Annotated in this window: 31 protein-coding genes; 2 read left to right on the top strand and 29 right to left on the bottom strand. The window is 68.9% G+C overall.

The window, feature by feature from the left end:
* Positions 1 to 188 precede the first annotated feature (188 nt).
* From rplO to HLK59_RS23860, 26 genes are all read right to left on the bottom strand, one after another.
* Positions 189 to 644: a 50S ribosomal protein L15 gene (gene rplO, locus HLK59_RS23985; protein WP_003974249.1), complete on the bottom strand. Its 456-nt coding sequence runs from the start codon at positions 642 to 644 to the stop codon at positions 189 to 191.
* A 2-nt stretch (positions 645 to 646) separates the two neighbouring features.
* Positions 647 to 829 (bottom strand): 50S ribosomal protein L30, encoded by a 183-nt coding sequence (rpmD, locus tag HLK59_RS23980; RefSeq protein ID WP_005481207.1) that lies wholly within the window; start codon positions 827 to 829, stop codon positions 647 to 649.
* Complete coding sequence (rpsE, locus tag HLK59_RS23975) at positions 829 to 1,437, bottom strand: 30S ribosomal protein S5 (protein WP_010354225.1); 609 nt, start codon at positions 1,435 to 1,437, stop codon at positions 829 to 831. Before rpsE ends, rpmD begins: the two co-directional genes overlap by 1 nt.
* Positions 1,438 to 1,477: 40 nt before the next feature.
* Complete coding sequence (gene rplR, locus HLK59_RS23970; RefSeq protein ID WP_046263520.1) at positions 1,478 to 1,861, bottom strand: 50S ribosomal protein L18; 384 nt, start codon at positions 1,859 to 1,861, stop codon at positions 1,478 to 1,480.
* 3 nt (positions 1,862 to 1,864) lie between these two features.
* Complete coding sequence (rplF, locus tag HLK59_RS23965) at positions 1,865 to 2,404, bottom strand: 50S ribosomal protein L6 (RefSeq protein WP_171143558.1); 540 nt, start codon at positions 2,402 to 2,404, stop codon at positions 1,865 to 1,867.
* Between the two features lie 24 nt (positions 2,405 to 2,428).
* Positions 2,429 to 2,827 (bottom strand): 30S ribosomal protein S8, encoded by a 399-nt coding sequence (rpsH, locus tag HLK59_RS23960; protein ID WP_013001411.1) that lies wholly within the window; start codon positions 2,825 to 2,827, stop codon positions 2,429 to 2,431.
* 214 nt (positions 2,828 to 3,041) lie between these two features.
* Complete coding sequence (locus tag HLK59_RS23955) at positions 3,042 to 3,227, bottom strand: type Z 30S ribosomal protein S14 (RefSeq protein WP_003956452.1); 186 nt, start codon at positions 3,225 to 3,227, stop codon at positions 3,042 to 3,044.
* 5 nt (positions 3,228 to 3,232) lie between these two features.
* Positions 3,233 to 3,790 (bottom strand): 50S ribosomal protein L5, encoded by a 558-nt coding sequence (gene rplE, locus HLK59_RS23950; protein WP_030619154.1) that lies wholly within the window; start codon positions 3,788 to 3,790, stop codon positions 3,233 to 3,235.
* A complete protein-coding gene (gene rplX, locus HLK59_RS23945; protein WP_107904101.1) occupies positions 3,790 to 4,113 on the bottom strand; it encodes a 50S ribosomal protein L24 in 324 nt (107 codons plus the stop codon). Before rplX ends, rplE begins: the two co-directional genes overlap by 1 nt.
* Positions 4,114 to 4,115: 2 nt before the next feature.
* Positions 4,116 to 4,484: a 50S ribosomal protein L14 gene (gene rplN / locus HLK59_RS23940; protein ID WP_003992364.1), complete on the bottom strand. Its 369-nt coding sequence runs from the start codon at positions 4,482 to 4,484 to the stop codon at positions 4,116 to 4,118.
* Positions 4,485 to 4,582: 98 nt separating this feature from the next.
* On the bottom strand, positions 4,583 to 4,870 hold the full coding sequence (gene rpsQ, locus HLK59_RS23935; protein WP_007384073.1) for a 30S ribosomal protein S17: 288 nt from the start codon (positions 4,868 to 4,870) through the stop codon (positions 4,583 to 4,585).
* The gene (gene rpmC, locus HLK59_RS23930; protein WP_003998824.1) at positions 4,870 to 5,094 is read right to left on the bottom strand and encodes a 50S ribosomal protein L29; all 225 of its coding nucleotides are present in this window, start codon (positions 5,092 to 5,094) and stop codon (positions 4,870 to 4,872) included. Before rpmC ends, rpsQ begins: the two co-directional genes overlap by 1 nt.
* Complete coding sequence (gene rplP / locus HLK59_RS23925; RefSeq protein WP_004927269.1) at positions 5,094 to 5,513, bottom strand: 50S ribosomal protein L16; 420 nt, start codon at positions 5,511 to 5,513, stop codon at positions 5,094 to 5,096. The genes rpmC and rplP overlap by 1 nt, the downstream gene beginning before the upstream one ends.
* 5 nt (positions 5,514 to 5,518) lie before the next feature.
* Positions 5,519 to 6,355: a 30S ribosomal protein S3 gene (gene rpsC / locus HLK59_RS23920; RefSeq protein ID WP_171143557.1), complete on the bottom strand. Its 837-nt coding sequence runs from the start codon at positions 6,353 to 6,355 to the stop codon at positions 5,519 to 5,521.
* Entirely contained in the window at positions 6,355 to 6,702 is a 348-nt protein-coding gene (gene rplV / locus HLK59_RS23915) for a 50S ribosomal protein L22 (RefSeq protein WP_003974262.1), read from the bottom strand. Before rplV ends, rpsC begins: the two co-directional genes overlap by 1 nt.
* A 44-nt stretch (positions 6,703 to 6,746) precedes the next feature.
* Positions 6,747 to 7,028 carry a 30S ribosomal protein S19 gene (gene rpsS, locus HLK59_RS23910; RefSeq protein WP_003992359.1) on the bottom strand — a complete coding sequence of 94 codons (282 nt, stop codon included), beginning with the start codon at positions 7,026 to 7,028 and terminating at the stop codon, positions 6,747 to 6,749.
* A 12-nt stretch (positions 7,029 to 7,040) separates the two neighbouring features.
* Positions 7,041 to 7,877, bottom strand: coding sequence for a 50S ribosomal protein L2 (rplB, locus tag HLK59_RS23905; protein WP_171143556.1), 837 nt, complete (start codon positions 7,875 to 7,877; stop codon positions 7,041 to 7,043).
* A gap of 38 nt (positions 7,878 to 7,915) precedes the next feature.
* Positions 7,916 to 8,335 carry a 50S ribosomal protein L23 gene (rplW, locus tag HLK59_RS23900; RefSeq protein WP_171143555.1) on the bottom strand — a complete coding sequence of 140 codons (420 nt, stop codon included), beginning with the start codon at positions 8,333 to 8,335 and terminating at the stop codon, positions 7,916 to 7,918.
* Positions 8,335 to 8,991: a 50S ribosomal protein L4 gene (gene rplD / locus HLK59_RS23895; RefSeq protein ID WP_171143554.1), complete on the bottom strand. Its 657-nt coding sequence runs from the start codon at positions 8,989 to 8,991 to the stop codon at positions 8,335 to 8,337. The genes rplW and rplD overlap by 1 nt, the downstream gene beginning before the upstream one ends.
* Positions 8,992 to 8,998: 7 nt before the next feature.
* Complete coding sequence (rplC, locus tag HLK59_RS23890) at positions 8,999 to 9,643, bottom strand: 50S ribosomal protein L3 (RefSeq protein ID WP_020135811.1); 645 nt, start codon at positions 9,641 to 9,643, stop codon at positions 8,999 to 9,001.
* Between the two features lie 17 nt (positions 9,644 to 9,660).
* Entirely contained in the window at positions 9,661 to 9,969 is a 309-nt protein-coding gene (gene rpsJ, locus HLK59_RS23885) for a 30S ribosomal protein S10 (RefSeq protein ID WP_003948644.1), read from the bottom strand.
* Between the two features lie 466 nt (positions 9,970 to 10,435).
* A complete protein-coding gene (locus tag HLK59_RS23880; RefSeq protein ID WP_171143553.1) occupies positions 10,436 to 11,683 on the bottom strand; it encodes a hypothetical protein in 1,248 nt (415 codons plus the stop codon).
* A complete protein-coding gene (locus tag HLK59_RS23875; RefSeq protein ID WP_171143552.1) occupies positions 11,680 to 13,929 on the bottom strand; it encodes a hypothetical protein in 2,250 nt (749 codons plus the stop codon). The genes HLK59_RS23880 and HLK59_RS23875 overlap by 4 nt, the downstream gene beginning before the upstream one ends.
* Positions 13,926 to 14,699 carry a hypothetical protein gene (locus HLK59_RS23870; RefSeq protein ID WP_171143551.1) on the bottom strand — a complete coding sequence of 258 codons (774 nt, stop codon included), beginning with the start codon at positions 14,697 to 14,699 and terminating at the stop codon, positions 13,926 to 13,928. The genes HLK59_RS23875 and HLK59_RS23870 overlap by 4 nt, the downstream gene beginning before the upstream one ends.
* A gap of 95 nt (positions 14,700 to 14,794) precedes the next feature.
* Positions 14,795 to 15,517 carry a Crp/Fnr family transcriptional regulator gene (locus HLK59_RS23865; RefSeq protein WP_171143550.1) on the bottom strand — a complete coding sequence of 241 codons (723 nt, stop codon included), beginning with the start codon at positions 15,515 to 15,517 and terminating at the stop codon, positions 14,795 to 14,797.
* A 324-nt stretch (positions 15,518 to 15,841) separates the two neighbouring features.
* Positions 15,842 to 16,507, bottom strand: a complete 666-nt coding sequence (locus tag HLK59_RS23860) for a PepSY domain-containing protein (protein WP_171143549.1) — start codon at positions 16,505 to 16,507, stop codon at positions 15,842 to 15,844.
* Positions 16,508 to 16,627: 120 nt separating this feature from the next.
* Between HLK59_RS23860 and HLK59_RS23855 the strand changes: the two genes are divergently transcribed.
* Both HLK59_RS23855 and HLK59_RS23850 read left to right on the top strand, forming a co-directional pair.
* Complete coding sequence (locus tag HLK59_RS23855; RefSeq protein ID WP_171143548.1) at positions 16,628 to 17,296, top strand: response regulator transcription factor; 669 nt, start codon at positions 16,628 to 16,630, stop codon at positions 17,294 to 17,296.
* Complete coding sequence (locus HLK59_RS23850) at positions 17,293 to 18,723, top strand: HAMP domain-containing sensor histidine kinase (protein WP_171143547.1); 1,431 nt, start codon at positions 17,293 to 17,295, stop codon at positions 18,721 to 18,723. Before HLK59_RS23855 ends, HLK59_RS23850 begins: the two co-directional genes overlap by 4 nt.
* A 37-nt stretch (positions 18,724 to 18,760) precedes the next feature.
* On the opposite strand, the gene HLK59_RS23845 is transcribed toward HLK59_RS23850, so the two are convergent.
* Genes HLK59_RS23845 through HLK59_RS23835 form a run of 3 tightly spaced genes read right to left on the bottom strand, consistent with a single transcriptional unit; the run spans position 18,761 to position 19,985 of the window.
* Entirely contained in the window at positions 18,761 to 19,045 is a 285-nt protein-coding gene (locus HLK59_RS23845) for a hypothetical protein (RefSeq protein ID WP_171143546.1), read from the bottom strand.
* A gap of 44 nt (positions 19,046 to 19,089) precedes the next feature.
* Complete coding sequence (locus HLK59_RS23840) at positions 19,090 to 19,746, bottom strand: hypothetical protein (RefSeq protein WP_171143545.1); 657 nt, start codon at positions 19,744 to 19,746, stop codon at positions 19,090 to 19,092.
* 23 nt (positions 19,747 to 19,769) lie between these two features.
* The gene (locus tag HLK59_RS23835; RefSeq protein ID WP_171143544.1) at positions 19,770 to 19,985 is read right to left on the bottom strand and encodes a hypothetical protein; all 216 of its coding nucleotides are present in this window, start codon (positions 19,983 to 19,985) and stop codon (positions 19,770 to 19,772) included.
* Between the last annotated feature and the right edge of the window lie 153 nt (positions 19,986 to 20,138).

Here is a 20,138-nt window from a genome sequence, read left to right as displayed (position 1 = left end):
CGGATACAGACGAATACGTAACGGCCAACTGCCGCTCAGGGTGCCCCAGGTGCAGCACCCTGTGAAAGTTGGCAGTGCAGGCCACCTTACCGGCGAGACTGCCACCCTAGGAACGACCAACCGGGGATACCCCATTTGTGGGGTATCCCCGGTCGGGATCGCTCAAGTCATCGAGACGCCTGAGGTGTTCAGACGAGCTCGGTGACGGTGCCGCCGGCCGCGGTGATCTTCTCCTTGGCGGAGCCGGAGACGGCGTCGACCGTCACCTGCAGCGCCACGGAGATCTCACCCTGGCCGAGGACCTTGACGAGGCTGTTCTTGCGAACGGCACCCTTGGCCACCAGACCCTCGACCGTGACCTCGCCACCCTCGGGGTAGAGCGCGGCCAGCTTGTCGAGGTTCACGACCTGGAACTCGGTCTTGAACGGGTTCTTGAAGCCCTTCAGCTTCGGAAGACGCATGTGGAGGGGCATCTGCCCACCCTCGAAGCGCTCCGGAACCTGGTAACGGGCCTTCGTGCCCTTGGTACCACGACCGGCCGTCTTACCCTTCGACGCCTCACCACGACCCACACGGGTCTTGGCGGTCTTGGCGCCCGGGGCGGGACGGAGGTTGTGGATCTTGAGCGGGTTGTTCTCCGCCATGATCAGTCGACCTCCTCGACCGTCACGAGGTGGCGGACGGTGTGCACCATGCCGCGGAACTCGGGACGATCCTCCTTGACGACCTGCGTGTTGATGCCCTTGAGACCAAGGGAGCGCAGGGTGTCACGGTGGTTCTGCTTGCTGCCGATGTACGACTTCGTCTGCGTGATCTTGAGCTGTGCCATTACGCAGCACCGGCCCCGGCACGCGCACGCAGCAGAGCCGCGGGAGCGACGTCCTCAAGGGGCAGACCACGGCGAGCCGCGATCTCCTCGGGACGCTGCAGGCCCTTGAGGGCCTCCACGGTCGCGTGCACGATGTTGATCGCGTTCGACGAACCGAGCGACTTCGACAGGATGTCGTGAACGCCGGCGCACTCGAGCACTGCACGCACCGGGCCACCGGCGATAACGCCGGTACCGGGGGAAGCAGGCTTGAGCAGGACGACGCCCGCGGCCTTCTCGCCCGTGATCGGGTGCGGGATGGTGCCCTGGATACGGGGGACCTTGAAGAAGTGCTTCTTGGCCTCTTCAACACCCTTGGCGATCGCGGCCGGCACCTCCTTGGCCTTGCCGTAACCGACACCCACGGTGCCGTCACCGTCGCCCACCACGACCAGCGCGGTGAAGCTGAAGCGACGACCACCCTTGACAACCTTGGCGACGCGGTTGATCGCGACTACGCGCTCAACGTACGCGGTCTTCTCGGCGGCAGCAGCGCCGCCGTCACGGCCCTTCCGGTCCCGCCGCTCGCCGCCACCGGCACCGCTTCCACGGCGCTGGGGTCCAGCCATTGGATTACCTCTCTCTGTTTCCGCTAGCTACGGAAGCGGCTCAGAACTTGAGTCCGGCTTCGCGGGCGGCGTCCGCCAGGGCGGCGATGCGCCCGGCGTACTGGTTGCCACCACGGTCGAATACGACAGCCTCGACACCGGCGGCCTTGGCGCGCTCGGCGACCAGGGCGCCGACCGACTTGGCCTGCGCGGACTTGTCGCCCTCGGCACCGCGGATCGAGGTGTCCAGGGTCGACGCCGACGCCAGGGTGTGACCCTTGATGTCGTCGATGACCTGGGCCACGATGTGGCGGTTCGAGCGCGTCACAACGAGACGCGGACGCTCAGCCGTACCCGAGATGTGCTTACGGATCCGGATGTGGCGACGCTTGATCGCGGCGCGCTTGTAAGCATCGCCCTTGAGGATCTTCTGTCCGTATGCCATGGCTTACTTACCCGCCTTTCCGACCTTGCGGCGAATGACTTCGCCCTCGTACTTGACGCCCTTGGCCTTGTACGGGTCGGGCTTGCGCAGCTTGCGGATGTTGGCCGCAACCTCGCCGACCTTCTGCTTGTCGATGCCCTCGACCGAGAAACGGGTCGGGTTCTCCACCTTGAAGGTGATGCCCTCGGGGGCCTCGACAGTGATCGAGTGGCTGTAGCCGAGCGCGAACTCGAGGTTCGAGCCCTTGGCCGCGACGCGGTAACCGACACCGCTGATTTCGAGCTTCTTCACGTAACCCGTGGTCACGCCGGTGATCATGTTCGCCACCAGCGTGCGGGACAGGCCGTGCAGGGCCTTGTTCTGACGCTCGTCGTTGGGGCGGGTGACGTTCAGAACGCCGTCCTCACCCTTGGCGATGTCGATCGGCGATGCGACGGTGTGGGTCAGCGTGCCCTTGGGGCCCTTGACCGAGACCGTGCGGCCGTCGATGGTGACGTCCACGCCGGCGGGAACCGTGATGGGGAGCTTGCCAATACGCGACATAGCTGTTTCCTCCGTTCCCTTCCGCTACCAGACGTAGGCGAGGACTTCTCCGCCTACGCCCTTCTTGCCGGCCTGCTTGTCGGTGAGGAGCCCGTGCGACGTGGAGATGATCGCCACGCCGAGGCCACCCAGCACCTTGGGCAGGGAGGTGGACTTCGCGTAAACCCGGAGACCGGGCTTGGAGATCCGCTTGATGCCCGCGATGGAGCGCTCACGGTTCGGGCCGAACTTCAGCTCGAGGACGAGGTTCTTGCCGACCTCGGCGTCCTCGACCTTCCAGCCCGTGATGAAGCCCTCCTGCTGGAGGATCTCCGCGATGTGAGACTTGATCTTGGACGCCGGCATCGTCACGGAGTCGTGGTATGCCGAGTTCGCGTTCCGCAGACGCGTAAGCATGTCTGCGATCGGATCAGTCATGGTCATGAATTGGCCTTCGGCCTCTCTCGCCGGGGTTTCCTGGTGCGCCATCCCTCTCCTCGATCCGAGACGAGGCGGGTGCGGTGCGGTGGACCTACGGCGTAGTAAGTCGTAAAGGCGACTGTCAGGCGCCCAACCCTCCTAGCCTAAGCCATGGAGAGGAGGGCGCCTGACACGCCCAGTGCTTACCGAGAGCCCTTGGAGTCCCTAAAAGCGGGGACTACCAGGAGCTCTTGGTCACGCCCGGCAGCTCGCCACGGTGAGCCATCTCACGAAGGCACACGCGGCACAGGCCGAACTTGCGGTACACGGAGTGCGGACGGCCGCAGCGCTGGCAGCGGGTGTACGCGCGCACACCGAACTTGGGCTTGCGAGCAGCCTTGGCAATCAGAGCCTTCTTCGCCATCTCGCTCACGCCTCCTTGAAGGGGAAGCCGAGGTGACGAAGGAGGGCGCGGCCCTCAGCGTCGTTGGTCGCCGTGGTCACCACGGTGATGTCCATACCCCGGGTACGGTCGATCTTGTCCTGGTCGATCTCGTGGAACATGACCTGCTCCGTGAGACCGAAGGTGTAGTTGCCACGGCCGTCGAACTGCTTGGGGGACAGACCACGGAAGTCGCGGATGCGCGGCAGCGCGAGCGACAGGGTGCGGTCCAGGAACTCCCACATGCGGTCGCCACGGAGCGTGACGTGGGCACCGATCGGCTGACCCTCACGCAGCTTGAACTGCGCGATGGACTTGCGGGCCTTGGTGACGGCCGGCTTCTGACCGGTGATCGTGGTGAGGTCGCGAATCGCGCCGTCGATCAGCTTGGAGTCGCGGGCGGCGTCGCCCACACCCATGTTGACCACGATCTTGACGAGGCCGGGGATCTGCATGACGTTCTCGTAGGAGAACTCCTCACGCAGCTTGCCCGCGATCTCCTCGCGGTACTTCGTCTTGAGACGCGGAGTGGTGGTGGTAGCCATCAGATGTCCTCACCCGTCCGCTTGGCAACGCGGATCTTGTTGCCCTCGTCGTCGAAGCGGTAACCGACACGCGTGACGACCTTGTTGCCGTCCTTCTCAACGACCAGCTGGACGTTGGAGACGTGGACGGGCGCCTCGGTCGTGACGATGCCACCGGCCTGCGAACCCTTGGCGGTGGGGCCGGCCTTGGTGTGCTTCTTGACCCGGTTGACACCCTCGACCAGGACGCGGTCCTCGCGGGGGTAGGCCGCGATGACCTTGCCCTGCTTGCCCTTGTCCTTACCGGTGATGACCTGAACCAGGTCGCCCTTCTTGATCTTCATGCTTACAGCACCTCCGGCGCGAGCGAGATGATCTTCATGAACTTCTTCTCGCGCAGCTCCCGGCCCACCGGGCCGAAGATACGGGTGCCACGAGGGTCGCCGTCGTTCTTGAGAATGACAGCGGCGTTCTCGTCGAAGCGGATGTACGAGCCGTCGGGACGGCGGCGCTCCTTGACGGTGCGAACGATGACCGCCTTGATGACGTCACCCTTCTTCACGTTGCCGCCGGGGATCGCGTCCTTGACGGTGGCGACGATGACGTCACCGATGCCCGCGTAGCGGCGACCGGAGCCACCGAGCACACGGATGCAAAGGATTTCCTTCGCACCAGTGTTGTCGGCGACACGCAGTCGCGACTCCTGCTGGATCACGTCTATCTCCTGTTTGTCTGCCGGTTCCCCGGGAGCCGCTCAGCGAGCGGCTCCCGGAGCCTGGCGGAACTGTCCTGCGGGATGATCCCCGCAGGAAATTACTTGGCCTTCTCGAGGATCTCGACGACGCGCCACCGCTTCGTGGCGGACAGCGGCCGGGTCTCCGCGAGGAGGACACGGTCGCCGACACCCGCGGCGTTCTGCTCGTCGTGCGCCTTGAGCTTGTTCGTACGGCGGATGACCTTGCCGTACAGCGCGTGCTTGACGCGGTCCTCGACGGCGACGACGACGGTCTTGTCCATCTTGTCGCTGACGACGAGACCCTCACGGGTCTTGCGGAAGCCGCGGGCCTCTGCAGTCTGCTCAGTCACGTTGCTCTCACTCATCAGGCGCTCTCCACCGTCTCGATGCCCAGCTCGCGCTCACGCATCAGGGTGTAGATCCGCGCGATGTCCTTACGGACGGCCTTGAGCCGACCGTGGTTCTCGAGCTGACCCGTCGCCGCCTGGAAGCGGAGGTTGAACAGCTCTTCCTTGGCTTCGCGAAGCTTCGCCAGAAGCTCCTCGTCACCCAGTTCGCGCAGCTCGGACGCCTTGGTACCGGCCGACATCACGCTTCACCTGCCTCGCGCTTGACGATCCGGCACTTCATCGGCAGCTTGTGGGCTGCGCGAGTCAGGGCCTCACGGGCGATCTTCTCGTTGGGGTAGGACAGCTCGAACATGACCCGGCCCGGGTGCACGTTCGCGATCCACCACTCCGGAGAACCCTTACCGGAACCCATGCGGGTCTCGGCAGGCTTCTTCGTGAGCGGGCGGTCCGGGTAGATGTTGATCCAGACCTTGCCGCCACGCTTGATGTGGCGGGTCATCGCGATACGGGCCGCCTCGATCTGGCGGTTGGTCACGTACGCCGGCGTGAGGGCCTGAATGCCGTACTCGCCGAACGCGACCGTCGTACCGCCCTTGGCCTGACCACGGCGCTTCGGGTGGTGCTGCTTGCGGTGCTTGACCCTACGGGGGATCAGCATGTCGGTCAGGCCTCCGTTCCGGTGCTCTCAGCCGGAGCGGCAGCCGCCGGAGCCTCGGCCTTGGGGGCCTCGGCGGCGGGAGCCTGCTGCGGCTTACGACCGCGACCGCCACGCTCGCCACCACGGCCACCACGGGCCGGGCGGTCGGCGCCGCCGCCACCACGGGCCGGGCGGTTGCCGGCGCGGGCTGCGGCGTTCTCGGCGCGGACCTCGGCGATGTTCTTGACATCGCCCTTGTAGATCCAGACCTTCACACCGATGCGGCCGAAGGTCGTCTTGGCCTCGAAGAAGCCGTAGTCCACGTTCGCGCGGAGCGTGTGCAGGGGCACACGGCCCTCGCGGTAGAACTCCGAGCGGGACATCTCGGCGCCGCCGAGGCGGCCACCGCACTGGATCTTGATGCCCTTGGCGCCGGCCTTCATGGCGGACTGCATGCTCTTACGCATGGCCCGACGGAAGGAGACGCGGGAGGAGAGCTGCTCGGCGACGGCCTGAGCAACCAGCTGAGCGTCCGTCTCGGGGTTCTTGACCTCGAGGATGTTCAGCTGGACCTGCTTGCCCGTGAGCTTCTCGAGGTCACCGCGGATGCGGTCGGCCTCGGCGCCACGGCGGCCGATGACGATGCCCGGACGCGCGGTGTGGATGTCCACGCGGACACGGTCACGGGTGCGCTCGATCTCCACCTTCGAGATGCCGGCGCGCTCCATACCGGACGTCATCATCCGACGGATGGCGACGTCTTCCTTGACGTAGTCCTTGTACAGCTTGTCGGCGTACCACCGGGACTTGAAGTCCGTGGTGACACCGAGCCGGAACCCATGCGGGTTAACCTTCTGGCCCATTACCGGGTTCCTTCCTTGCTGCTGACGACCACGGTGATGTGGCTGGTCCGCTTGCGGATCCGGTAGGCACGGCCCTGGGCGCGCGGACGGAACCGCTTCAGGGTCGGGCCCTCGTCGACGTACGCCTCGGAGATGAAGAGGCTGTCGGCGTCGGTGTGGTCGTAGTTGTGCGCGGCGTTGGCAATGGCGCTGTCGAGCACCTTGCCGACCGGCACGGAGGCTGCCTGCGGAGCGAATCGCAGAACAGCCTGAGCCTCCGTGGCATCCATGCCACGGATAAGGTCCACCACGCGGCGGGCCTTCATGGGCGTAACGCGGATGTACCGCGCCTGGGCCCTGGCTTCCATGGTTGTCCCTCTCAGTTACTTACGTGTCTGAATGCGATCCGCTACTAGCGGCGCTTCGACTTCCGGTCGTCCTTGACGTGACCCCGGAAGGTACGAGTCGGCGAGAACTCGCCGAGCTTGTGACCGACCATCGACTCGGTGACGAACACCGGGATGTGGGTCTTGCCGTTGTGCACCGCGAGCGTGTGGCCGAGCATGGCCGGCACGATCATGGAGCGACGGGACCAGGTCTTGATGACGTTCTTGGTGCCTGCTTCGTTCTGGGCGTCCACCTTCTTGATCAGGTGGTCGTCGACGAAGGGCCCCTTCTTGAGACTGCGCGGCATCTAAACCCGCTCCTAGCGCTTCTTGTTCGTCTTGCGGCGGCGGACGATGTACTTGTTCGAAGCCTTCTTCGGCGAACGAGTACGACCCTCCTTCTGACCCCACGGGGAGACCGGGTGGCGACCACCGGAGGTCTTGCCCTCACCACCACCGTGCGGGTGGTCGACCGGGTTCATCGCCACACCGCGGACGGTCGGGCGAACGCCCAGCCAGCGCTTACGGCCGGCCTTACCCCAGTTGATGTTGCTCTGCTCGGCGTTGCCGACCTCGCCGACCGTGGCGCGGCAGCGCTGGTCGACCAGACGGATCTCACCGGAAGGCATGCGGAGGTGGGCCATCGAGCCCTCCTTCGCGAGCAGCTGCACGGAGGTACCGGCGGAGCGGGCGAACTTGGCGCCGCCACCGGGACGGAGCTCGATCGCGTGGATCGTGGTACCGACCGGGATGTTGCGGAGCGCCAGGTTGTTGCCCGGCTTGATGTCGGCCCCGGGACCGTTCTCGACGCGGTCACCCTGCTGCAGGTTGCGCGGGGCGAGGATGTAGCGCTTCTCGCCGTCCGCGTAGTGCAGCAGCGCGATGCGCGCGGTGCGGTTGGGGTCGTACTCGATGTGCGCGACCTTCGCCGGCACGCCGTCCTTGTCATGGCGACGGAAGTCGATGACACGGTAGGCGCGCTTGTGTCCGCCACCCTGGTGGCGAACGGTCACACGACCGGCGTTGTTACGGCCGCCCTTGCTGTGCAGCGGGCGGACCAGCGACTTCTCCGGCGTGGACCGCGTGACCTCGACGAAGTCGGCGACGCTGGAGCCACGACGGCCCGGCGTAGTCGGCTTGTACTTGCGGATTCCCATTTTTCAGTCCTCGTCCGATATCGGACGATCCGACCCGCTTACGCGGTCGGACCGCCGAAGATGTCGATACGGTCGCCCTCGGCAAGGGTCACGATCGCGCGCTTCGTGCCGGCACGCTGACCGAAACCGGTCTTGGTGCGCTTGCGCTTGCCGATGCGGTTGATCGTGTTGACCCCGGTGACCTTGACCGAGAAGACCGCCTGGACGGCCTGCTTGATCTGGGTCTTGTTGGCGCCGGGCGCGACGATGAACGTGTACTTGTTCTCGTCGAGGAGCGCGTAGCTCTTCTCCGACACGACCGGCTTCAGCAGCACGTCACGGGGGTCCGTGAACGCCTTGCTGGGCGCGGTGATGACGGTGTTCTTGCCCTCGGCCTCGTGGCGACGCGCCTTGGCGACGCGCGCGGCCTTGGCGGCCTTGGCAGCCTTGGGGGCAATGCTCGGGTGACGCGTAGCCATCAGGCCTCGCTCCCTTCGGTGTCGTTGGCCTTCGGGCCGGCGACGAAGGACTCGAGAGCGGCCTGGGTGAAGACCACGTCGTCCGAGACGATCACGTCGTACGTGTTCAGCTGGCCCGGCTCCAGGATGTGGACCTGGGGCAGGTTGCGGGCGGACAGCCACGCGGCCTCGTCGGCGCGGTCGACGACCAGGAGCAGGTTCTTGCGCTCCGAGATCTTGCCGAACAGCGTTCGAGCGGCCTTCGTGGAAGGAGCCTCGCCCTCGATCACGCCGGTGACGACGTGGATGCGGTTGTTGCGGGCCCGGTCGGTGAGGGCGTGACGCAGAGCGGCAGCCTTCATCTTCTTCGGGGTCCGCTGCGAGTAGTCACGCGGCTGCGGGCCGTGGACGACGCCACCGCCGGCGAACTGCGGCGCGCGGGTCGAGCCCTGGCGTGCGCGGCCGGTGCCCTTCTGACGGTAAGGCTTCTTACCGCCACCGCGAACCTCGCCGCGGGTCTTGGTCTTGTGCGTGCCCTGACGGGCAGCCGCGTTCTGCGCAACGACGACCTGGTGGATCAGCGGGATGCTGACCTTCTCCACGCCGAAGATCTCCGCGGGGAGTTCGACGCTTCCGGTCTTCTCGCCGGCAGGCGAAAGGATGTCAACAGTGCTCATCGGTACCTCAGGCCCCCTTGGCCGCGGTGCGGACCAGGACGAGGCCGCCGTTCGGACCGGGGACAGCGCCCTTGATGAGCAGCAGACCCTTCTCCGCGTCAACGGCGTGGACGGTCAGGTTCTGGGTGGTGACCCGCTCGTTGCCCATACGACCCGCCATGCGGAGGCCCTTGAACACGCGGCCCGGGGTGGCGCAGCCACCGATGGAACCGGGAGAGCGGTGCTTGCGCTGGGTGCCGTGTCCGGCGCCGAGGCCCTTGAAGTTGTGACGCTTCATGACACCGGCGAAGCCCTTGCCCTTGCTCTTGCCGGTCACGTCGACCTTGATGCCGGCCTCGAACACCTCAGCGGTGATCTCCTGGCCGAGGGTGTACTCGCTGGCGTCAGCGGTACGGATCTCGACGAGGTGGCGGCGGGGAGTGACGTCGGCCTTGGCGAAGTGGCCCTTGAGGGGCTTGTTCACCTTGCGCGGGTCGATCTCGCCGAACGCGATCTGGACGGACTCGTAGCCGTCGACGTCGTTCGTGCGGACCTGGGTGACGACGTTGGGGCCGGCCTTGACGACGGTGACCGGAACAACGCGGTTGTTCTCGTCCCACACCTGCGTCATGCCGAGCTTCTCGCCCAGGATGCCCTTGATCTGCTTAGCCATTCTCAGATCACCGATCCCTAGAGCTTGATCTCGATGTCGACACCGGCCGGAAGGTCGAGTCGCATCAGAGAGTCAACGGTCTTGGGCGTCGGGTCGAGAATGTCGATCAGGCGCTTGTGCGTGCGCATCTCGAAGTGCTCGCGCGAGTCCTTGTACTTGTGCGGCGACTTGATGACGCAGTACACGTTCTTCTCAGTGGGCAGCGGCACCGGGCCCGCGACCGACGCACCAGTGCGAGTCACCGTCTCGACGATCTTCTTCGCCGAGGAGTCGATGACCTCGTGGTCGTAGGCCTTGAGCCGGATGCGGATCTTCTGTCCCGCCATGGCTACTCAGTAGTCCTTTGTCTCGTTTAACGCTCTGGAACCCGGTGTTCCTGTCTTCCGCTCTCCGACCCACGCGGTCGGGTGTGTCGCGCTCTGACTGACACAGATGCCCCTTGTTCGAGCATCCCTTGTCTGGGAGCACGGCCCTTCCGGAACCGCAAGCCGGGGGCGGAAGGCCCACCGGGTGCCTGGTCTGTGCCGTACCTTGCTTCCCGAAAGATTCCCGTACGTCCGCCCCAGCGCTGCCTTACGGCAGTTAGGGCGACGAGTACTGTGGGACTCGCTTTCGGTCCTCCCGGCGGGAGGCGCGCAGCATCAACACTCGACCGAGCAACTCGGACAGTCTGCCATATGGGGCATGGGGCTGGCCAATCGAAGCGGATGACTGTACCCCAGGTCACCAACGGGTACACGCGAAGACGTCCGTGGACAGCCGCCTCCCGAGCGTGACCTGGCTGCGTCCAGGTCAGCCGTTGCCCCCGGCAGTGCCGTCGGATCCCGGCCGCGACCGGCGCCGCCCCTGCCGGACGTAGTTGACCTTCCCGTCGACAGCGGCCGGCTGCGGGTCGTCCTGCGCCGGCGTGCCCGCCGCCGCGGGCGGGGCGGGCGGCACCGGGGGCGCGGACCGCGCGGGAGGAACCGGTGGCACGTCCTGCGGCGGCTGGTAGGGCGGCACCGGAGGCTGCGGCGGCAGGACCGACGCCGTCGGGTACCAGGTCGTGTCGGTCTGCTGCCCCGGAGCCGGATCGCCGACACCGGGCGACGTCGGAAGCGCCGTCGGGGGCTGCGGCAGGCCGCTGTCGAACAGTGTCCCGCTGGTCGCTCTGGCGTAGTCGATGAGCCGTTGCACCTGCCCCTCGACCTGATGGCGCTGCACCACGCCCTGGTCGATCAGCCGCGACAGGTACTCCAGCGCCCCCTGCCGCTGCTCCCGCGCCTGGCCCTGGAGCTCCCGCAGGACCTCCTCGGCCCGGGTCGGATCCTGCGCGAGCAGATACGCGTACTGACCGGCCTCCCCGGCGGCGATGAGCTCACGCGCCGTCGACAGGTTGGCCTGCACGCGTGCCGCGTCCGCCTGGTCCTTCGCCGACTGCACGATCGCGGTGTGCTGCACGTCCAGCAGGGCCTTGCGGTGGTCCGTGGCGGCCCGGCCCAGGTCGATGCGCACATAGACCACGGTGCTCAGACCGAGGTCGGCGCCGAAGGGCGCCCAGCTCCCGCTCGCCAGCTCCGCCTGGATCGCCTCGTCGCAGTGCTGGGCGGCGTCGAGGCCGTAGCGCCGGGTCAGCACCCGCAACCGTGCCAGCAGCGGGGCCCGCAGCATCTTCTCGACGTCCACCACCCGCTTCTCCGCCGCCAGGAAGAAGTCCTCGACCTCCCAGTGGACGTCCACCGAGCAGGTGAAGCTGCCCTGATCACCGCGGCTGGGCAACTGCATCTCGAAGGACGCCTGGTGGCGTCCGCGGGCGATCAGGCAGACCGACACGGGCTGCTTGCCGAACCGGGGTCTGTCCGTGTGCTCGGCGCGCTGCGCGGTGATGATGCTGTGGCCGCCGTTGCGGTAGTGCACCACGGCGGCACGCTGCAGTCCGACGTGCTGGTACGGACCGTCCGGGACGAATTCGCGCAGGAACGGGCCTCGCAGGTCGTCCGGCAGTTCCATGGCGGCCGAACCGGGCTCGTTGCCCGGCCCCTGGTGGGCGTTCTGGCTCATCGGGCTCCTCCTGCCTGGGCCGCCTGCAGCAGGCGGTGAGCGTGCTCCGGTTCCAACGGTTCGTCGGGGTCCTGGGACAGTTCCTTGATCAGCGAGAGCATCCGCTGTCGATCGTCCTCGGTCAGCACCAGCAACGGCAGGAAGCGCATGACGTCGGCCTCCCAGTCCTTGCCCTGGCACTTGCGCAGCCACCTGGCCAGGATGGCGAGCGCGATCCGGTAGGAGCGATCGGTGTTGAGTGCGGTCCACAGCAGCCCGGCGACCTCGGCGGCCAGCTGCGGACGCGTCGCGCAGACCGCCAGGGCCAGCGGCCACTGTTCGCGTCCGCCGAGTTCCCCGGCGGGGTTCCAGACGTCCTCCACGACCAGTTCGGCCAGGAGCAGGGTGCTGGCAAGGCCGAGGTTCTGGTGGGGGCGCCTGCTGTCGCCGAGCCAGGCCCTGATCCTGGCCAGCGGCTCACGGTCGGTGGTGAATCCCGCCAGGTGGGCGACGCTCTCCGCGGCGACGGTCCGCAGTCGCCCGTCCTTCCAGGTGCCGATCCGGCCGAGCCTGTTCAGCGCCTCCCCCACGGTCCTGGTCGCGGTTCCCCGGCTGAGCACGGCGGCGGCCGTCCACCGAAGATTCGCCTGGTCACTGGTGCTCCACTTCTTGACCAGGGAGCGCAGGGCCGCTCCGACCTCCGGGTCCTCCAACACGCCCTGCAGGGCGGTGGCGACGAACAGGCCCCGGCGGGCGTGGTCGGCCTCGGCCATCGGGACGAGCAGCTCCTGGAGGGTGTGGGCGCAGTCCAGCCGGCACAGTTCGCCCGCCGCCACCGCGGCCCTGGTCCACACGTCCTCGCGCCGGTCCTGGCCGAGCGAGTCCAGCCAGCGCAGCACCGGGCCACGCATGTTGTGGTGGTGCTCCCACAGATGCGCGAGCACGGCCGGCGCCAGGGCGGTGCCGAGGAAGTTCACGGTGCGCACCGGGATGTCCGCGCCCGCCACCACCGGCTGCCTGCGCAGTTTCGTCGTGGCGCGGCCCAGGGCGAGCCGGGCTTCCAGTCCGTCGCTGAGCACGGGCCTCCCGGGCACCTGCTCGGGGTCGACGGTCACCGCCAGTTCCCAGGCCAGCAGTTCCGCGGCTTCGGCGGCGACGTTGAACGAACTGCCGCCGAACACCGCGAGCGAGACCCGGAACGCCGCGTCCCGCAGCGCGGGCAGCGTCTCGGCGGCAGGACTGCCGGCGAACCACTCGCGCACCTGCTCGGCGGCGAAACCGCGGCACTCCGCCAGCAACTCCTCCTCGGTCAGCTCTCCGGTGACACACCGTGCGACGAGGCCGGCGAGCCGGGCCGCCTCGGCGGGCAGCAGCACCTCCAGGCCCAGCGCGTCCCGCACCCGGCCGCTGCGCGCCAGCCGCCGGGCCGCCTCCCGGGCACCGGACGGCCCGCCGTCGAGTTCCCCGGCCAGATGGCCGTCGAGCACGGCGTCCTCGGCGGCCGACGTATGCGTGCGGTGGTAGCGGGCCTGTCCCGCTCCGCGGGCGCCCGGTTCGGGCACGGACAGCAGGACCGCGTAGGCGCCACGATCGGCCAGCAGGCGGCAGAGCCGGTCCAGGTGCAGTTCGGGGAGCCGGCCTTCGGCCGGTTCCAGCGCGTAGCCGTGGCCCTCGGCGATGCGGCCGCCCTCGTCGTCGGAGTCCAGGCCGGTGAGGTCCGTTCCGGGGTCGAGACGGGACACCCGGCCCCGGCTCAGGTCGTCGAGCAACGACAGGGCGGCGTACATCCGCCCGCTGCCGGGCTGCCCGCAGAGCACCAGCAGACGGTCCTCGCTCAGCTGCAGCTTGCAGTCGTCGTAGTTCGGCGGAGGGGTGAACCGCCGCCGTAACCGCCGCAGTTCGTCGTCGGGCAGCGGTCCCGCGAGCAGCGACGCACGGGTGGTGTCACCGAACCGGAAGTTGACCGAGTTGATGGTGCCGCCGACGTATGTGCTGGCGTCCCGAAGGAAGACCGACCGGGTCTCCCGGGCGAAGTGCGCGGCGCCCGGCCCCGCGGTGGCCCGTCCGCCCTCCTTGGCCGACGGGTCCGTGTCGGAGCCGCCCAGGATCTCGTCCTCCGCCGGGCCTGCCGCCGCCGGGCTGCCGTCGTCGCGTTGCCCCTGCGGCCTGCCGGGCCGCCCCTGGCCACCCTCCGGGTCCCCGTCCTGCGCGTGCCCTTGTCCGTGGTCCGCCTGGGCCTGCGAGGCGTCCGTGTCGACGCTGCTCATGACCTTCCTCCGGAGCCGTTACCGCCACGGCTGTGATCGAAGGTGATGTCCCCGAACCGGCCCTGGAGCACCTGTGCGGAGTCACTGGCGGTGACGTCCCCGAAGTGGAAGCCGGCGGACTCGTCCCCTCTTCGGGCCGCCGGCGGCCCGGGGTCCTCCTTCGCCGGAGCCGCCCCGGCGCGCCCGGCGGCGGGCGGCGGCGCCCCGAGGCCCGGAACCGTGAACCACGGCTGCTGCTCCCCTTCCTTCAGCCGTACCCGGTACTGGCGGTAGTGCGTCGGATCGATCCACCGCCCGCCGTGCTTGACGACGTCCTGGTAGAGCCGGTCGGTGACGGCCACCAGCAGCGGTGCGTCCGGCACGGCGGCGAGCACGGACTTGGCCTCCTCGCAGTTGCCGATCCGGCAGGCCAGATCGACCGCGGCGCCGGAGAAGCCGTGACCGTCGGGGGTGAACGGGCCCACGTCGAGCCCGGCGCGCAGCCGCAGTGGCCGGCCCAGCTCCCGGTTGACCTGGCGCAGGTTCTGGTGGAGGTACTCGGCCCACTCGCCGACGATCGATCCGGGGCGGCGCGGCTCCACCACGGCGAGGATGCCGTCACCGCGGTCCTCCTGGGCAAGCCGGGCGTCGGCGACGTCCGCCTTGCCGAAGGCGTCCTCGACCACCTGGTAGATCCGCTCCCGCAGGGCCGGGCGATCCGGGTCGGGGGTCGTACCCGAACCCTGGGTGTCCAGGTTGATGATGAATCCGTACTGTGTCCCGCCGTGCATGCTCCGCTCCCCTGTCTCTCGCCGGGCGTCTTCACATCCGGTACCGGCCGTCTGCCGTCACTCTCCCGTCGGACCACGAGCCGCGCTGTAGCCGTTTACACACCCGGCCGCCGTGCGGCGGTGTTCCCCGCGCCGGGAGCGGCGCGGGTGCCGCCGAGCAGCCGCAGGGGCTCCAGGTCGGCGACGGAGATGACCTTCGGTGCGGTGTGGACCAGTCCCTGCTCACGGAGCAGCCGCAGCGCTTTGGCCACCGCCTCGCGGGTCGCGCCGATCGCGGCGGCGATCTCGTGCTGGGACAGGGGAAGCCGGATGACCACGGCGCCGCTCTCCTCACGGCCCGTGCGGTCTGCCAGCTCCACGAGACAGGCGGCGAGCCGTTCGAGGACGGTGGCCGAGGCCAGGGAGCTGCGCTGGCCGTCCGCGCTGCGCAGCCGTTCGCTGAGCTGCGTCATCACCAGGCCGGTCACGAAGGGGCGGGCCGCCATGAAGTGCCGGAATCGGCCGCCCGGCACGGCGAGCGCCCGCACTGTGTCCAGCGCGCTCACGGTGGCGCTGCGGGGACGTCCGTCCAGAGCCGACATCTCACCGACCAGCTCTCCGGCCTGGCGCAGGGCGAGAATGTGACGCCCGCGTTCCGTCGCCCGCCACACCGTGCACCAGCCGCTCAGGATGACGAGGACGAACGTGTTGGACGCGCCTTCACCGAGGAGTTCCTCCTGGGGCTGGTAGACGCGCGGGAGGCCCAGGCTCAGCAGTGACTGGCGATCGGCTTCGCCCAGCTTCTCCAGAAACGCCTGGCGTTCTCCGAACAGCCCCATGTGGCCCCCCACCAGCTCCGCACGTCACACAGCGTAGCTCCTGCATCACCGTTTTTTCAGCCGTCTGGCCCTATCGCGGCCGGGCATTCCGCGACCCCGCGAACGAGCAGGAACAAGCGGGCGTCCGTCTGCCTGTCGGCTCCACGAACACGGCCTTACGGGCCACCCGTGCCGAGATGAACCGATGTTCCGGACCTCCCGCACAGCACCAAACAGCACCGGACAACGTCAGCGTCCGGTTGTCCCACACGCACAGGTAGGGGCACCCGGTGCCGGGTGCCCCTACCTGTGCGTGTGGGGGGAGAGGTGGTCTCGGGGAGGGGGTCAGTCGTTCGAGCGGTCGGCCGTGAGCTTGCCGGAGATCGGGTTCACCCTCCAGTCGCTGCCGGTGCCGTCGGCGGCGGTGGTGTCGACCTCCCAGGCCTTGTCCGCGCTCTCCTCGTCGAGGTCGACCGAGGTCACCGTGCCCTTGGCGGCGGCGGCCTCCGCGGCCTCCACGGCGGTCACGGAGCTGCCCTGGAGAGCGGCCCGGATCTGCGCGGTCTCGGCGGCGTCGTCACCGTCGTCGTCCCGGTCGGCGTAGGTGCCGAGGACCTTGCCGGTGGCGGGGTCGACCTGGACGCTGAACCACTTGTCGCCGGCGGTCAGCACGTCGACGTCCCACACCAGGTTCGTGCCCTCGTCGTCGAGGTCGGCGGAGACGGCCGTACCGGACTTGGCCTTCAGCGCGGTGGTGATCGCCTCGGCGGCCGTGACCTGGCCGGCCTTCGCCTCGGCCGCGTTCTCGGCCTTGTCCTGGGCGTCCTGGTCGGTGTCACGGGCGGCCTGGTCCTCCGCCGTGTCCTGGGCCGTGTCATCGGCGTCGTTCGACACCGACACGCTCTTCTTCGCCGGCGCCTCGTCATCACCCGAGACCGCGATGGCGGTCACGGTGCCGCCGCCGATCAGGGCGACGGCCGCGATGGTGGCGATGACGATGTTGCGCTTCATGGGGTTCCTCCAGTGACGGATGCTGTCGCTTTCGACGTGGACCAATCTGGCCGAGCGACGCTGAAGCCGACCTGAAGCCCCCTGAAGACCGCTTCAGGTTCGGTTTGCCAAGCTCGACGCATGCGTCTGTTGATCGTGGAAGATGAGAAGCGGCTCGCGGTGTCGCTGGCCAAGGGGCTGACCGCCGAGGGCTATGCCGTGGACGTCGTCCACGACGGCACCGAGGGACTGCACCGGGCGAGCGAGGGGTCGTACGACCTCGTGATCCTGGACATCATGCTGCCCGGCATGAACGGCTACCGCGTCTGCGCCGCCCTGCGCGCCGCGGGCCACGACGTGCCGATCCTGATGCTGACCGCCAAGGACGGCGAGTACGACGAGGCCGAGGGCCTCGACACGGGCGCCGACGACTATCTGACCAAGCCGTTCAGCTATGTCGTCCTGGTCGCCCGGGTGAAGGCGCTGCTGCGGCGGCGCGGCCCGGCCGGCGGTGCCTCGCCCGTGCACGAGGTCGGCGAGCTGAAGGTCGACACCGCCGCCCGGCGGGTCTTCCTCGCCGAGGACGAGATCACCCTCACCACCAAGGAGTTCTCCGTCCTGGAACAGCTCGTCCAGCGGGCCGGTGAGGTCGTCTCGAAGGCCGACATCCTGGAGCACGTCTGGGACTTCGCCTACGACGGCGACCCGAACATCGTCGAGGTCTACATCAGCACCCTGCGCCGCAAGCTCGGCCCCACGCTCATCAAGACCGTGCGCGGGGCCGGTTACCGGCTGGAGGTCCGCCCGTGAGGCGCCGACTCGGCTCGGTGCGGGCCCGCGCGACCCTCGCCGCGACCGTCGTCGTGGCCGTCGCCCTGGTGGCCGCGGGCGCCGCCGTGCTGCTCTCGCTGCGGTTCTCCCTCATCGACAAGGCGGACGCGGAGGCCGACTCGGTGGCCCGCAACGCGGCCTCGGCGCTGGCGAACGGGTTCGCGTACGACAAGCTCGTGCTGCCGGACGGCGACGAGAACCCGGTGGAGGTCCTGGACCGGCAGGAGAAGCCCGTCGCGGTCGGCGAGGACGTGGAGGGCATGGACATCACCTCCGTCGCCTCGGACCGGCTGAACTCCGAGACCAACGACGACGCCGACGACTCGGCGGAGGGCGACCGCGAGGCGGAGGACGAGGGGAAGCTCCGCGCCGGTCAGGTCGCCGACGAGACCTGGTACGGCGAGGGCAGCGCGACCGTCGAGGGGGAGACGGCGGACTACCGGTTCGCCGGGGTCGACGTGGTCACCCCGGGCGGTGTGCCGCTCACCGTCTACGCGGGCGCCCCGCTCGCCACCGAGGAGGACGCCGTCGGCACCGCGCTGACGACGATGCTCATCGGGCTGCCGCTGCTGCTGCTGACCGTCAGCGGGGTGACGTACGTCGTCACCGGGCGCGCCCTGCGTCCCGTCGAGGGCATCCGCTCCGAGATGGCCGCCATCACCGCCTCCGAGGACCTCTCCCGGCGCGTACCCGAGCCGGACACGCACGACGAGATCGCCCGGTTGGCGCGGACCACGAACGAGACCCTGGCCGCGCTGGAGACCTCGGTGGAGCGGCAGCGCGCGTTCGTCGCGGACGCCTCGCACGAGCTGCGCAGCCCGATCGCCTCCCTGCGCACCCAGCTCGAAGTGGCCGCCGCGCACCCCGAGTTGCTGGATCTGGAGGGCGCGGTCGAGGACACCGTACGGTTGCAGAGCCTCGCCGCCGACCTGCTGCTGCTGGCCCGGCTGGACGCGGGGGAGCGCCCGCCGCCGGACGCCCGCTTCGACCTGGCGACGGTCGTCCGGGACGAGGTGGCCTCCCGGGAGGGGGTGGTGCTGGAGAGCGTCGGCTCGGTGGAACTGCGCGGCTCGCGCAACCAGATCCACCGTGTCCTCGGCAACCTTCTGGACAACGCCGCCCGCCACGCCGACGACCGCGTCGCGGTCACCCTGCGCACGACCCCCGACTGGGCGGTCCTCCAGGTCACCGACGACGGCGCCGGCGTTCCGCCCGCCGACCGCGAACGCATCTTCGAACGCTTCGTCCGCCTCGACGAGTCCCGCGCGAGGGACGACGGCGGTGCGGGCCTGGGTCTGGCGATCGCCAGGGACATCGCGACCCGCCACGGAGGCACCCTGACGGTCGGCGACGCCCCTGGAGAGGGTGCCCTCTTCGAACTCCGGCTACCCCGACAGGGCCTCTAGATCCGGTCGACCGACGCGCCGAAGACGACGTAGTCGATCAGGCACGGCCAGAAGCCTCCGTCAGCGGACGTCGACGTGGTCCCCGCCGCTCTTCGTCGCGCCGGTCGTGTCGTTGCCGCCGTACGACCAGCGCCATGTCCCGTCGGTGATAGCCGCAGCGCACGGTGTGCGGGTACAGCCCGAGGCCGACCCAGGTCTTCCCTCGCCCCCCGGCCGCGAAGTCACCCACCGTCTCAAGTGACGCCACGAACTCCGTACGCGGCACCTTCAGCGCCAGTCCGACGTCCCACCCCAGGTGGCGCACCCGGTAGACCAGCCCCATCCCCCGGTGCGCACAACGCCTCGCACTTCGTAGAGGTCGGAAGTTCAGGCCCCGGCGGTCCGCCGCACGGTGTCGCGCCACGCGTCCCCGACGAGCAACGCCTCCAGCGCCTCGTCGTACGCCCGGAACCCGGCCTTCAGGTACGCCGGCGTGGGTGACCGCCGGTCGAGGATCCCCGGCAGCTGCGCGACCCGCCACATCCGGAAGACCTGCGCCGGGGTGGTGGTGCCCGTCGCGTCCGCGAGGTCGCACGCGAGCGCGAGTACGTCGACGATCCGTTCCGCGCCCGGGCCGGCCTCTTCCTCTGCCTCCACCCGGGCGGCGACGCCGATCAGGGCGCCCAGGAACTCCGTCAGCTGGAGATCCACCGCCATCCGGCACATCCGCCGGACGACGGGCGGCTCGTCGAGCCGGTCCAGGAACTCCGGGTCGGCCGCGAGGTTCCCGGAGTACAGCGCCAGATACGCCGCGGCGACCTCGTAGTCCCGGAACCAGCCCAGCTCGTCGGCGATGGCCATGGCCTCGTCGTCGAACCGGCAGACCGACCGGATCCCGTCCATGAGCCGCTGGACATCGTCGCGCCGCCGCGCCAGGAACTCCCCCATCGAGACCTCGGCGAGCTCCCATGTTCCGGTGGCGTTCACGGCCCCGGCCAGCACGACTCCGCCGAGCGGTCCGAAGATCCATCGCGCGCGTTCCATGCGGCCACCCTAGGCGGACCGGCTCACGGCTCCCCCACCCCCGAGGCCCCGTCCACCACCTGCCCCACGACGTCCAGGATCCCCCGGCCGAACGCCGTCGGGGCGACGAGCACCCCGAATACCAGCACGAGCGCCACGGTCAGTCTCTCGTCGGCCCGGCTCCGGGCCTCGGTGCGCCGACGCAGCCGCAGGACGATGACGACGGCCAGCAGAACCGCCACGTTGATCGTCAGGATCATCGAGCGAGTCCTTCCCTCTCCCCTCCGGGCCAGCCCGGATCCACAACGGTGAGCGACTCGTACGGTACGCACCCCACCTCGGGTCCGACTCGACCGCCAACTCCCCCACCACCAGGCACCGCCCCGCCACGAACCTGGCTCTTATACCCATCT

This window comes from Streptomyces sp. S3(2020) (assembly GCF_013044505.1).
Classification (GTDB): domain Bacteria; phylum Actinomycetota; class Actinomycetes; order Streptomycetales; family Streptomycetaceae; genus Streptomyces.
Note: the sequence above shows the minus strand (reverse complement) of the source record. Positions and strands in the feature narration are given on the sequence as shown.

Excerpts from the sequence above, each read along its gene's own strand:
- rplD (WP_171143554.1), bottom strand. The coding sequence starts at position 8,991 with ATGAGCACTGTTGACATCCTTTCGCCTGCCGGCGAGAAGACCGGAAGC.
- rplW (WP_171143555.1), bottom strand. The coding sequence starts at position 8,335 with ATGGCTACGCGTCACCCGAGCATTGCCCCCAAGGCTGCCAAGGCCGCC.
- rpsC (WP_171143557.1), bottom strand. The coding sequence starts at position 6,355 with ATGGGCCAGAAGGTTAACCCGCATGGGTTCCGGCTCGGTGTCACCACG.
- HLK59_RS23875 (WP_171143552.1), bottom strand. The coding sequence starts at position 13,929 with ATGAGCAGCGTCGACACGGACGCCTCGCAGGCCCAGGCGGACCACGGA.
- rplE (WP_030619154.1), bottom strand. The coding sequence starts at position 3,790 with ATGGCTACCACCACCACTCCGCGTCTCAAGACGAAGTACCGCGAGGAG.
- HLK59_RS23870 (WP_171143551.1), bottom strand. The coding sequence starts at position 14,699 with ATGCACGGCGGGACACAGTACGGATTCATCATCAACCTGGACACCCAG.
- rplB (WP_171143556.1), bottom strand. The coding sequence starts at position 7,877 with ATGGGAATCCGCAAGTACAAGCCGACTACGCCGGGCCGTCGTGGCTCC.
- HLK59_RS23865 (WP_171143550.1), bottom strand. The coding sequence starts at position 15,517 with ATGGGGCTGTTCGGAGAACGCCAGGCGTTTCTGGAGAAGCTGGGCGAA.
- HLK59_RS23845 (WP_171143546.1), bottom strand. The coding sequence starts at position 19,045 with ATGGGGCTGGTCTACCGGGTGCGCCACCTGGGGTGGGACGTCGGACTG.
- rplF (WP_171143558.1), bottom strand. The coding sequence starts at position 2,404 with ATGTCGCGTATTGGCAAGCTCCCCATCACGGTTCCCGCCGGCGTGGAC.
- HLK59_RS23860 (WP_171143549.1), bottom strand. The coding sequence starts at position 16,507 with ATGAAGCGCAACATCGTCATCGCCACCATCGCGGCCGTCGCCCTGATC.
- rplX (WP_107904101.1), bottom strand. The coding sequence starts at position 4,113 with ATGAAGATCAAGAAGGGCGACCTGGTTCAGGTCATCACCGGTAAGGAC.
- HLK59_RS23855 (WP_171143548.1), top strand. The coding sequence starts at position 16,628 with ATGCGTCTGTTGATCGTGGAAGATGAGAAGCGGCTCGCGGTGTCGCTG.
- rpmD (WP_005481207.1), bottom strand. The coding sequence starts at position 829 with ATGGCACAGCTCAAGATCACGCAGACGAAGTCGTACATCGGCAGCAAG.
- rpsJ (WP_003948644.1), bottom strand. The coding sequence starts at position 9,969 with ATGGCGGGACAGAAGATCCGCATCCGGCTCAAGGCCTACGACCACGAG.
- rplR (WP_046263520.1), bottom strand. The coding sequence starts at position 1,861 with ATGGCATACGGACAGAAGATCCTCAAGGGCGATGCTTACAAGCGCGCC.
- rplC (WP_020135811.1), bottom strand. The coding sequence starts at position 9,643 with ATGGCTAAGCAGATCAAGGGCATCCTGGGCGAGAAGCTCGGCATGACG.
- rplO (WP_003974249.1), bottom strand. The coding sequence starts at position 644 with ATGGCGGAGAACAACCCGCTCAAGATCCACAACCTCCGTCCCGCCCCG.
- rpsQ (WP_007384073.1), bottom strand. The coding sequence starts at position 4,870 with ATGAGTGAGAGCAACGTGACTGAGCAGACTGCAGAGGCCCGCGGCTTC.
- HLK59_RS23835 (WP_171143544.1), bottom strand. The coding sequence starts at position 19,985 with ATGATCCTGACGATCAACGTGGCGGTTCTGCTGGCCGTCGTCATCGTC.
- HLK59_RS23840 (WP_171143545.1), bottom strand. The coding sequence starts at position 19,746 with ATGGAACGCGCGCGATGGATCTTCGGACCGCTCGGCGGAGTCGTGCTG.
- rpsE (WP_010354225.1), bottom strand. The coding sequence starts at position 1,437 with ATGGCTGGACCCCAGCGCCGTGGAAGCGGTGCCGGTGGCGGCGAGCGG.
- HLK59_RS23955 (WP_003956452.1), bottom strand. The coding sequence starts at position 3,227 with ATGGCGAAGAAGGCTCTGATTGCCAAGGCTGCTCGCAAGCCCAAGTTC.
- rpmC (WP_003998824.1), bottom strand. The coding sequence starts at position 5,094 with ATGTCGGCCGGTACCAAGGCGTCCGAGCTGCGCGAACTGGGTGACGAG.
- rpsS (WP_003992359.1), bottom strand. The coding sequence starts at position 7,028 with ATGCCGCGCAGTCTCAAGAAGGGGCCCTTCGTCGACGACCACCTGATC.
- HLK59_RS23880 (WP_171143553.1), bottom strand. The coding sequence starts at position 11,683 with ATGAGCCAGAACGCCCACCAGGGGCCGGGCAACGAGCCCGGTTCGGCC.
- rplV (WP_003974262.1), bottom strand. The coding sequence starts at position 6,702 with ATGGAAGCCAGGGCCCAGGCGCGGTACATCCGCGTTACGCCCATGAAG.
- rpsH (WP_013001411.1), bottom strand. The coding sequence starts at position 2,827 with ATGACCATGACTGATCCGATCGCAGACATGCTTACGCGTCTGCGGAAC.
- rplP (WP_004927269.1), bottom strand. The coding sequence starts at position 5,513 with ATGCTGATCCCCCGTAGGGTCAAGCACCGCAAGCAGCACCACCCGAAG.